We start from the raw sequence: 10,667 nt of genomic DNA, 5'->3' as shown, positions 1-10,667 counted from the left end.
GTCGTCCCCCCCCCGATGCAATGGTCGATTGACCGCAATGGCGGCTTCTCCCGCGCCGATCCGGCCAGTCTGGTGCTGCCGCCGATCATGGACCCGCAATACGGTTATCTGTCGGTCAACGTCGAAACCCAGGCCGGCGATCCGCATTCGCTGCTGAACTGGACGCGGCGCATGCTCGCCGTGCGCAAGCAGTCCAAGGCGTTCGGTCGCGGCACGCTGAAGATGCTCTCGCCGAGCAACCGGCGGATTCTGGCCTACACCCGGGAATTCACCGACGCCGACGGCAAGCACGAAATAATTCTTTGCGTGGCCAACGTCTCGCGCAGCGCGCAGGCGGCGGAACTCGATCTGTCGGCCTACGTCGGCATGGTCCCGGTGGAGATGCTCGGCGGTAACGCGTTCCCGCCGATCGGCCAGTTGAATTTCCTCCTGACCCTGGCGCCGTACGGTTTCTACTGGTTCGCCCTGGCTGCAGAAAACCAGATGCCGAGCTGGCACGTGGAACCGGCGCAGAGCCTGCCGGACTTCACCACGCTGGTGCTGAAAAAACGCATGGAAGAACTGCTCGAAACGCCGACCCGCAATACCCTGGAGCAGAGCATCCTGCCGAGCTGGCTGCAGAATCGCCGCTGGTTCGCCGGCAAGGACGCAGCCATCGAGCAGGTCAATCTGGCCTACGGCGTGCGCTTCGGCGACGCGCAGCATCCGGTGCTGCTCAGCGAAATCGAAGTCACCAGCGCCGGGCAGACCAGTCGCTATCAATTGCCGTTTGGCTTCATCGCCGAAGATCAGGTCGGGCCGGCGTTGCCGCAGCAACTGGCATTGTCCCGTGTTCGTCGCGGGCGTCAGGTCGGTCTGATCACTGATGCGTTCAGCCTCGAAACGTTTGTCCACGCGGTGCTGCAAGGCATGCAGAGCAACACCGTGCTCAACTCCGAACAGGGCGAGATTCGTTTCGCACCGACCGCGCAACTGGAAAAACTCGGCCTCGGTGCCGAATCCGAGGTGCGTTATCTGTCGGCCGAGCAATCGAACAGTTCGGTTGTGATCGGCAACAGTCTGGTGCTGAAGCTGATCCGCAAGGTCGCTTCGGGTGTACACCCGGAACTGGAAATGAGCGCGTACCTGACCGAGGCCGGTTTCGCCAACATCTCGCCGCTGCTCGGCTCGGTGATTCGCCGCGATGGCGCGGGCGAAGACAACCTGCTGATGATCGCCCAAGGCTATCTGAGCAATCAGGGCGATGCCTGGGAATGGACGCAGAACAACCTCGAACGGGCGTTGCGTGATGAGCTGGCGGACGCGATGTCCGAGCAGGAACAGCATTACAACGCCCTCGGCGAACTGAAGGACTTTGCCGGCATGCTCGGCCAGCGTCTGGGCGAAATGCACCAGGTGCTGGCGGCGCTGAGCGACAATCCCGACTTCGCCCCGCAAACCACCAGCGCCAAGGACGCCCAAGCCACCGGCAAGGACGTCGCGGCGCAGGTCGAGCATGCGTTGAAGCTGCTCAAGCAGCATCAGAGTCATCTAAGCGCGGCGGATCAGAAAATGGTCGCGCGGCTGCTCGATAACAAAAAAGTCATCCTCGGCCATGTGCAGGAACTCGCGCAGAAAGCCGTGGGCGGCTTGCGGATTCGCGTCCACGGCGACCTGCACCTGGGTCAGGTGCTGGTGATCAAGGGCGATGCCTATCTGATCGATTTCGAGGGTGAACCGGCGCGGCCACTGCACGAACGGCGCGGCAAACACAGTCCGTACAAGGACGTCAGCGGCGTGCTGCGCTCCTTCGATTACGCGGCGGCGATGACGATCAATGTGCACAACGTCGATCACAGTCCAGAGTCGGAAGCGGCCCGGCATCGGGTTGCCGAGCGCTACCTGCGTGAGGCGCGCGAGGCATTTGTTCAAGCGTATCGCCAAGCGGCAGCTAGTCTTGATCATGCCTGGCAGGATCCTGCGGGTGCCGACGCTGCGCTTGCGCTGTTCGGCCTGGAGAAGGCGGCCTATGAAGTGGCCTATGAAGCCGAAAATCGCCCCACGTGGCTGCCCGTGCCGTTGCACGGTTTGTATGGGTTATTGACGGGGCTTAAACCCTTTTCCGATCTTGGTGGAGAGTAGTCATGAGTTTCTCGAACAAGGAACAGGGTCACGCTAAAGAAGCGTTATTGCCGGCGGCGCGGGACATCGACGCCCTGGTGCGCGCGGAACACCACGACCCGTTTTCCATTCTCGGCCCGCACGGTGATGGTGCCGGTGGGCAGTTCATCCGCGCTTATCTGCCGGGTGCGTTGAAAGTCGAGGTGCTGGACAAGGACAGCGGTGAAGAACGCGGCGAACTGCAAGCCACCGAAACACCGGGATTGTTTGTTGGTCACTTCGATCAGGCGCGGCCGTATCTGCTGCGCACGCGTTGGGCCGGCGGCGAACAGGTGGCGGAAGATCCGTACAGCTTCGGCCAGTTGCTCGGCGAAATGGATTTGTATCTGTTCGCTGAAGGCAATCACCGCGACCTCAGCAGTTGCCTCGGCGCGCAACTGACCACGGTCGATGGCGTCGACGGTGTGCGTTTTGCCGTGTGGGCGCCGAATGCTCGCCGAGTGTCGGTGGTCGGCGATTTCAACGTGTGGGATGGTCGTCGCCATCCGATGCGCCTGCGCCATCCGTCCGGGGTCTGGGAGTTGTTCATTCCACGCCTGCAAGCGGGGGAGTTGTACAAGTACGAAATCCTCGGCGCCCACGGCATCCTGCCGCTGAAGGCCGACCCGATGGCCCTGGCCACCAGCCTGCCGCCGGACACCGCGTCGAAAGTCGCCGCACCGCTGCAGATCAACTGGCAGGATCAGGACTGGATGAACGGCCGCCGCGAGCGGCAGAAGCATTCAGCGCCGCTGTCGATCTACGAATTGCATGCCGGCTCGTGGCAGTGCGAACTGGACGATCTGGGCGAAGTCGCCCGCCAGTACACCTGGCCCGAGCTGGCCGAACGACTGATTCCTTACGTCAAGGAACTGGGTTTCACCCACATCGAACTGATGCCGATCATGGAGCACCCGTTTGGTGGTTCGTGGGGTTATCAGTTGCTCTCGCAATTCGCCCCGAGTGCCCGTTACGGCACGCCGGAGCAGTTCGGTGAGTTCGTCGATGCCTGCCACCGTGCCGACATCGGCGTGATCCTTGACTGGGTGCCAGCGCATTTTCCTACCGATACCCATGGCCTGGCGCAGTTCGACGGCACGGCGTTGTACGAATATGGCAACCCGCTGGAAGGCTTTCACCAGGACTGGGACACGCTGATCTACAACCTGGGGCGCACCGAAGTTCACGGCTACATGCTGGCGTCGGCGCTGCACTGGTTGAAGCATTTCCACATCGACGGTTTGCGCGTTGATGCGGTGGCCTCGATGCTGTATCGCGACTATTCGCGCAAGGCCGGCGAATGGGTGCCGAACCGCCACGGCGGGCGTGAGAATCTGGAGGCGATCGATTTCCTCCGCCACTTGAATGACGTGGTCGAGCTGGAAGCCCCGGGGGCGCTGGTGATCGCCGAGGAATCCACCGCATGGCCGGGCGTCAGCCAGAGCACCCAGCAGGGTGGTCTCGGTTTCGCCTACAAATGGAACATGGGCTGGATGCACGACTCGCTGCACTACATCCAGCAGGACCCGGTGTACCGCGCGCATCACCACAACGAATTGAGTTTCGGCCTGGTTTACGCCTGGTCCGAGCGCTTCATCCTGCCGATCTCCCACGACGAAGTGGTGCACGGCAAGCACTCGCTGATCGACAAGATGCCCGGTGACCGCTGGCAGAAATTTGCCAACCTGCGCGCCTACCTGAGTTTCATGTGGACCCACCCGGGCAAGAAGCTGTTGTTCATGGGCTGCGAATTCGGCCAGTGGCGCGAGTGGAATCACGATCAGCAACTGGACTGGTACCTGCTGCAATACTCGGAACACAAAGGCGTGCAGAAACTGGTCGGCGACCTCAACCGTCTGTACCGCGAGGAACCGGCGCTGCACGACCAGGACGATGCGCCGCAGGGCTTCCAGTGGTTAATCGGCGATGACGCGATCAACAGCGTGTACGCGTGGCTGCGCTGGAGCAAGGACGGCAAACCGGTGCTGGTGGTGGCCAACTTCACTCCGGTGCCGCGTCAGTCGTATCGGGTCGGCGTGCCGTTCGCCGGGCGCTGGAAGGAGCTGCTCAACAGCGATGCCGACACCTACGCCGGTTCGAATTACGGCAATGGCGGCGGGGCGTTTACCGAAGAGGTGCCGAGCCATGGCCAGTCGTTGTCGCTGGAGCTGAACCTGCCGCCGCTGGCGGTGTTGATTCTCAAGCCGGAGGGTTGATCCGCGACCGCGTCGCTGCCATCGCGAGCAGGCTCACTCCTACATTTGGAATGCGTCTCCCCTGTAGGAGTGAGCCTGCTCGCGATGGCGTCAGCTCAGAGGCCATCGCCCCTCAAGCCGAAATCACCAACGCATCCGCACTCCCAGACTGCCAATCAACCCGTTCAGATCATTGTCATCCACATCACTGCTGTAATCGGCGCTGACATACAGACTGACCGCCGGCGTCACCCGCGCCACCAATCCCAGCCCTAACTCGACCGTTGATGACTTGCGGCTGCTGCTGATCTTGTCGACCTGATCGAGAGTCACCGTGTTGCCGGTATACACCGTATGCCAGAGGTTGGTACGCACATAGGGTTCCACTGGCAGGCCGTTCACATCGTAACTGCCTTTGAGGCGGGCGCCGACGCGGCCGCTCCATGCCGACAGATCCGATGACGATGCATTGCCGGAACCCGCGTATGGGGTGTCGAGGGTGATGCGCTGGTTGATCAGTTGCGCCTGGGGTTCAACCACCCAGTTGCCGCCCAGGCCGATCGGATATCCACCTTCGACCGAGAAGGTCATTGCACTGCCTTCGGTGGCCTGGCGCGCGCCTTGTTCGTTACGACTGAAACCGCTGACCCGGCCACCGCTGGCCGACAGGTCGACATGCCAGCCCTGCGCGCCAGTCAGACGGTAATAAGCACCGAGGCTCTGGCCTTGCAGATTCAGGGTGTCGGTGGTCGGATCGGCGAGGGCGCGGCTGCTGATCAGGCCGGCGCTGTTGGCCTGGATCTGGTTGTATCCGCCAATCAGGCCGAGCGTCTGGGTGTGACCGCCGGCGCTTTGCACGGTGAGCACGGGCGGGCCTTTGAAGTCGCCGTTGCCGGGCGTGGCAAAACCTGGCGAAAGCACGTCGGTTTGCGCTTGCCGGGCGCTTTGTCCGTACAACCGGTCCCAGGCTGCCGGCGCCAGATCTTCGGTGATCAGGTCGGTGCCGCGCAAATCGGGACGTGGACTCAGGCGTTGTGGCTCGGGGGTGACAACGGTCGCCGGCAGGGTCAGAACGGGCGTGTCCTGGCGATACCAGGGAGTGGTTTCATCCGCCGCAGGTCCGGCCTGCGCCTCCATGGATGAGCACAGCAGAATCGAACTCGACACTGTGCAAAACGTCACTTTGATCTCTTGTGGGGTGAATGAGCTTTTCATGGAGGTCTACCTTGCAAGCGCATGCGGGATCTCTTTCTGGCGTCTCTCCTACCCCGAACGAGGGGCGACCGAATGGAGCGGGGCGAACCGCGGCGCTCGATTTCGCGAGTGCCGGAAGGGTCGTCCCGGTGAGTGATTCCGGGGGTAGTAAGGTAGAGATAAGAAGAGTGATGCCCATGCGTCAAGAAACTGCACGATGAGCGGTACAGCTAAATCAGGCGCTGCAAGCGTTTGTTTTTCTGCACATATCCAAGTCATTGTCTGTGCTTACAAATGCACTTCCACCGCCAGCGGCAAATGATCCGACAAGTGCGTCCACGGCTTGTTGCCGAGGATCTGCGGGTCATGGCTGCTGGCATTGCGCAGGTAGATGCGGTCCAGGCGCAGCAGTGGAAAACGCGCAGGGTAGGTCTTGGCCGGGCGGCCATGGTGGCGTTCGAAGGCTTCGTGCAGGTAATCGCGGCGGGCGAGGGCGGCATTGCCCTGCAGCTGCCAGTCATTGAAGTCGCCGGCAATGATCACCGGTGCATCGTCGGGCAATGATTCGAGCAACTGGCAAAGCAGCTGCAACTGCAATTGGCGGTGGCTTTCCAGCAGGCTCAGGTGCACGCAGATTGCATGCACTTCGGCGTGGCCCGGCACGTCCAGCACGCAGTGCAGCAGGCCTCTGCGCTCGGGGCCGGTGATCGACACGTCGAGGTTGCGGTATTCGCGGATCGGGTATTTCGACAGCAGGGCATTGCCATGATGACCATCGGGGTAGACCGCGTTGCGCCCGTAGGCGAAATCGCTCCACATGCTGTCGGCAAGAAATTCGTATTGCGAGGTTTGCGGCCATTCCTGGTAGCGATTGGAATGTCGCTCGTGTTCGCCCACCACCTCCTGCAGAAACACCAGATCAGCCGAGGTGCTGCGTACCGCTTCGCGCAGTTCCGGCAGGATGAAGCGCCGGTTGAGGGCGGTAAAACCCTTGTGAGTGTTGACCGTCAACACGCGCAGGCGATGGATGACGGGTGCGTCGACGGCGTGACGCTTGGGATCGCTGGACACGTTCACTCCTCTGAAAAAACGGCTTCCTGTTCATGCGACTGGTCTGTGAGCGGGCAGTTCCTTCCAGATGCCTCAGGCCGTAATACAAATCACCAGAGCCACCACGAAACCTGTGGGAGCGGGCTTGCTCGCGAAAGCGGCCTCCCGATCGACCAATCTCTGACTGAATGCACTCGGTCAAATGGTGGGAGCTGGCTTGCCAGCGATGACGGCTCACAAGCCGACCAACCTCCCACTGAATGCAAGCATTCCAACTGTGGGAGCGGCGGTGCGACGATTCGACTTGCTCGCGAAAGCGGCCTATCAGACAAAATCAAAACAACAGAGCAAACCCCGCAAATAAACATAACCCCGCAACCACGTTTAAAGTACACGAACCGTTACGCCATAACGGCTACAACGCCTTGCGCCGTTACCTACGCGTACGCCAGAATCCGCCGGCTTACACGGCTATGCGTTGGGCTTATCGTTTCCCTGTCACTGGAAAACAGTGATCGGGTTTGGTAGCCCATTTCGGTACGGTCGTATGGCGTCACCTTATGCAGCCTCTTTTTTGGGGCTCAGCTTTATATGGTGGACATGCGTGGGGCTCATTCGTGAGCGCCGGGTTCCGTATCGACCGGTCTACCAACCCGCGCATGGCCGCCACCCATCGTTTGGTAGCGAGGGTGATGGCTCCTATTTCTCGATACGGAGTTTCATCCATGTTCAAAGCCACACCCAACCCTCCGGACACCTCTATCCCATACGACCCAGCCCTCGACCCGCAGAAGATAAAAGCGGCAACCGACCGCGCCATCAACTTCTACCTCAACCCCGGCGCCCTGAAGATCTCGATCCCTTCAACCTCGTCATGCAAGGCGAACAGAATCTTCCTCATCGACCCCACCGTGGACGAAGAAACCTTGCTCGTCGAAGCCTGCGAATCATTAGCCGCCGCCAGCGACATGGCCCGCGATCTCGGCGACACCGTCGACAACCCACAGCGCCGGGCCATGCTGATGCTGCATCAGGTGATCATGCTCAGTGAACTGATGGTCAACCGAGTACTTGATGGCCGCCGCGCGCCCAACTAATCGCCCGGCGCACCTGTAGGCGCAGCCTTTGGCAGCGCCTACAGGTCGTCATCTTTCAAAGTGCCTCAAGGGGTACTTGCCCGGAGCCTCAGTCGATGTCCGAAACCAAGCCTAATTCACCAATCACAGACCCGGTATCGCCGTACGAATCCCTCAACTCCAGAAAACTCCACGAAGCCGCCGAACGCGCCCTCGACCACTACCTCGCGCCCGCGCACATCATGGCAACGCCGTACACCCCCAGCAGCATGTTCATGGTCAACCCGCAAACCGACACCGAATCCCTGCTGGTCAACGCCTGCGAATCCCTGGCCTCGGCCACGGTCATGCTCGGCGATTTCGCCGGGACGCTGGAGGGGCCGAGTCGTAATACGGTGTTGGGCATTGCGCAGGTAGTGATGCTGGGGGAGTTGGCGGTGAATCAGGCGCTGGATAATGTTGTGCCCAAGGAATAGGCGCCAGAGGACGGATTAATGAGTCCGTCCCCTGGTACTCCGATTGTTAAGTCGCGCCTGTTTCACCGGCTTTGAAGCCACAGACGTTTTTCAGTTTCTGAAAGCAACCGTATGAATATTAAGAGAATTGAGATGGTCAGACGGCACATTCGTCATCACGAACCTGAGTGTATCGAACGCTTGTCCGCTGCTTGGGGCAACGACCCTCTCAAAATCAAGTTGGGGATTGATGCCTTCGAAGAACTCTATTGTGGACAGCACCAAATCGTTCTTAAGAAACTCAAGTTGGATGCAACCATTCGTATGCATTTCGTACCTGCCTTTGATTGTCGCACTCTTGGCAATTTCATGTCTTAGTGCCAAGGAGTACTTAAGTGTGCCTGGATCATACCCAGCAATCAGAACGGCCCGCATTGCCCGGAGAGAAGAGATCACACCAACAGTCCCGTGTACCCCGATCGTTGTAATAAGCGTTAGTTTGGTGTGAAACCCCTGCATGGACTCCCCTGGTTCGAGAAACTGGACGGGATATGACTTAAAGTCTTCGACGATGAACGCGGGAGCGTCTACGTTCACAGTCCACTCCCCCGACTCCGTCCCGCTGCCATACAACGCCTTGGCCTGGAACACATGCTTCGTAGTTGTCAGCCCGGTCAGTTCAACAGTCCATATACCTTCGTCATTGGCCCTGGGCTTTTTGCCTGTTGAGGTGTCACCGTCGAAAATCTCCACCTCAAGAAAGGTGTTCGCCGTCCCAGTCAGACGGATATGGTTGTCAGAAGTGCCTCCTCCATTACTGATTGGCTGCCCTTTGGAATCTTCCGCCCCGGTGATGGCCGGCATGACCTCATGCAACACGGTCAAGCGCCAGAGATTCGACGGCGGGTTATTAGCGTATTGACCAATGACCTTGAAGGTATGCAACACATCCAGCGATAACCCGCTCACGGTACGGGTCCAGATAGAGTTGCTCCCTGCCTTGGCCTTGCCTTTGGAGATCGCACCGAGGAAAACTTCCACCTCCTGGCCAGCCGGCGCGGAGCCAGTGAGCGTGACGCTGGTGCGCACGGTGTAACCGTTTTCGGGGATGTTCCAGTTGCTCTCGTCTTTTACTGATGTGATGGCCGGTGTGTCGGCAGCCACCACGACCACGATCCGCGGCGGATCCGACACCTCGCCGCTGCCATACATCGCAGTAGCGGTGAAGCTGTGGGTGTCGGCGCTCAGCCCCGTCACCGGGAATTCCCAGTCACCACTCTGTGGATCGACGTCGGCTGTACCTTTGACGGTGGTGCCGTCCTTGATCAGGACTTTCTGACCTTTAGCGCCTTTCCCTTCAAGCTTGATCGAGGTGTCAACGGTCGTGGCGCCCGGGAGAATTTCTTCCCCTTTGGAGTTTTCCACCCGAGTGATAGTTGGCGCGGTAGGAGCGGTCACGACCACGACCCACGGATCCGATATCTGCCCATTGCCGTACTGGGCAGTGGCGGTGAAACTATGGGAGACAAGGGCCAGCCCCGTCACCGGAAACTCCCAGTCACCACTCTGTGGATCGACGTCGGCAATGCCTATCTCGATGTTGCCGTCTTTGATCAGGACTTTCTGACCTTTAGCCCCTTTCCCTTCAAGCTTGATCGAGGTGTCAACGGTCGTGGCGCCCGGGAGAATCTCATTCCCTTTGGAGTCTTCCACACGGGTAATTTCTGGCCGCACATCCTCAAACGCTTTGATCGTGTAAGTGCGCACTGGGAAGACCACCGCCTCGCTCTCATTCGTACTCTTGCCGAACGCCGCCTTGAACTCCATCCTCAACGCGCTGCCATCCTTGAGGTTTCTCAAGCCTGCAAGGGCGATGCTCCGCTCGTAATAACCTTGATCGATCCACGTATTATTGACCTGTGAGGCGGGTGGCGTATGGATCGGAAGGTTGTAGTCGCTGCCATCCGCGTTCGTCCCTTTCAGACGCAGCCAGACATATTGGCCTGTGGCAATCAACGGCCAGACGCCCATGCGATAGGTGGCATTGCTGGTCAGATTCCCTACGTTGAACTCCGGGCCTTCGCCGTTGTTGTCCGCGTCCTTGATGATCGGTTTGAGCAGTTCATTCTGCGGCATGCTCAACACAGTCAAATCAAAGACGAGGGACGGCAGCGGCTTGTCGTCGCGGATGACGACGTAGGACACCTTCACATCTTTGTTCAGGTTGGACGCGACCACACTATTCGGAATTGCAAACTCCCTGTTGCTGCCCAGCGGCCGAGGAACAGAGGTGTGCGAACCGCCTGCGGGCGTACCCTGTGCGCCAGTCCAGTTGACGATGATTTCATCAGTTGGCAGCAACTCGCTGTTGTCCGGCACCACGATGGTCAAGGTGTCCCTGACCAGCAGCGGGTTGAGTGCGCTGTCGCCGTTGTTCTCCTTGATCCAGGGGGCCAGCAGTTCCAGCGCGACGCCCACGGTGAACACCAATGGATTCGAAAGGCTGGTCTCATCGGTGGCATGGCGCCAGAGCTGGTAGCGGACGGTGATCTTGCTGC

The 10,667-nt window shown here is 59.9% G+C and carries 6 protein-coding genes and 1 pseudogene; 4 read left to right on the top strand and 3 right to left on the bottom strand.

Features of this window, described 5'->3' with window-relative positions:
• Both VLA07_RS23135 and glgB read left to right on the top strand, forming a co-directional pair.
• A partial coding sequence (locus VLA07_RS23135) for a putative maltokinase (RefSeq protein WP_333991638.1) occupies positions 1 to 2,121 on the top strand: 2,121 nt, incomplete at its 5' end.
• A gap of 2 nt (positions 2,122 to 2,123) precedes the next feature.
• Complete coding sequence (glgB, locus tag VLA07_RS23130; protein WP_333991636.1) at positions 2,124 to 4,355, top strand: 1,4-alpha-glucan branching protein GlgB; 2,232 nt, start codon at positions 2,124 to 2,126, stop codon at positions 4,353 to 4,355.
• A gap of 123 nt (positions 4,356 to 4,478) precedes the next feature.
• On the opposite strand, the gene VLA07_RS23125 is transcribed toward glgB, so the two are convergent.
• Together VLA07_RS23125 and VLA07_RS23120 are read right to left on the bottom strand one after the other, a co-directional pair.
• Positions 4,479 to 5,549: an autotransporter outer membrane beta-barrel domain-containing protein gene (locus tag VLA07_RS23125; protein ID WP_333991634.1), complete on the bottom strand. Its 1,071-nt coding sequence runs from the start codon at positions 5,547 to 5,549 to the stop codon at positions 4,479 to 4,481.
• A 267-nt stretch (positions 5,550 to 5,816) separates the two neighbouring features.
• Positions 5,817 to 6,599 carry an endonuclease/exonuclease/phosphatase family protein gene (locus tag VLA07_RS23120; RefSeq protein ID WP_027613718.1) on the bottom strand — a complete coding sequence of 261 codons (783 nt, stop codon included), beginning with the start codon at positions 6,597 to 6,599 and terminating at the stop codon, positions 5,817 to 5,819.
• A gap of 704 nt (positions 6,600 to 7,303) precedes the next feature.
• Here VLA07_RS23120 and VLA07_RS23115 point away from each other — a divergent pair.
• Both VLA07_RS23115 and VLA07_RS23110 read left to right on the top strand, forming a co-directional pair.
• The gene (locus VLA07_RS23115; protein ID WP_333991632.1) at positions 7,304 to 7,675 is read left to right on the top strand and encodes a DUF6124 family protein; all 372 of its coding nucleotides are present in this window, start codon (positions 7,304 to 7,306) and stop codon (positions 7,673 to 7,675) included.
• A 95-nt stretch (positions 7,676 to 7,770) separates the two neighbouring features.
• Positions 7,771 to 8,130, top strand: coding sequence for a DUF6124 family protein (locus VLA07_RS23110; protein ID WP_333991631.1), 360 nt, complete (start codon positions 7,771 to 7,773; stop codon positions 8,128 to 8,130).
• Between the two features lie 90 nt (positions 8,131 to 8,220).
• Here VLA07_RS23110 and VLA07_RS23105 read toward each other — a convergent pair.
• A pseudogene (locus VLA07_RS23105) lies at positions 8,221 to 10,667 on the bottom strand (hypothetical protein); the annotation flags it as partial.

It is taken from the genome of Pseudomonas sp. S3(2024) (assembly GCF_036861315.1).
Taxonomy (GTDB): domain Bacteria; phylum Pseudomonadota; class Gammaproteobacteria; order Pseudomonadales; family Pseudomonadaceae; genus Aquipseudomonas; species Aquipseudomonas putida_A.
Note: the sequence above shows the minus strand (reverse complement) of the source record. Positions and strands in the feature narration are given on the sequence as shown.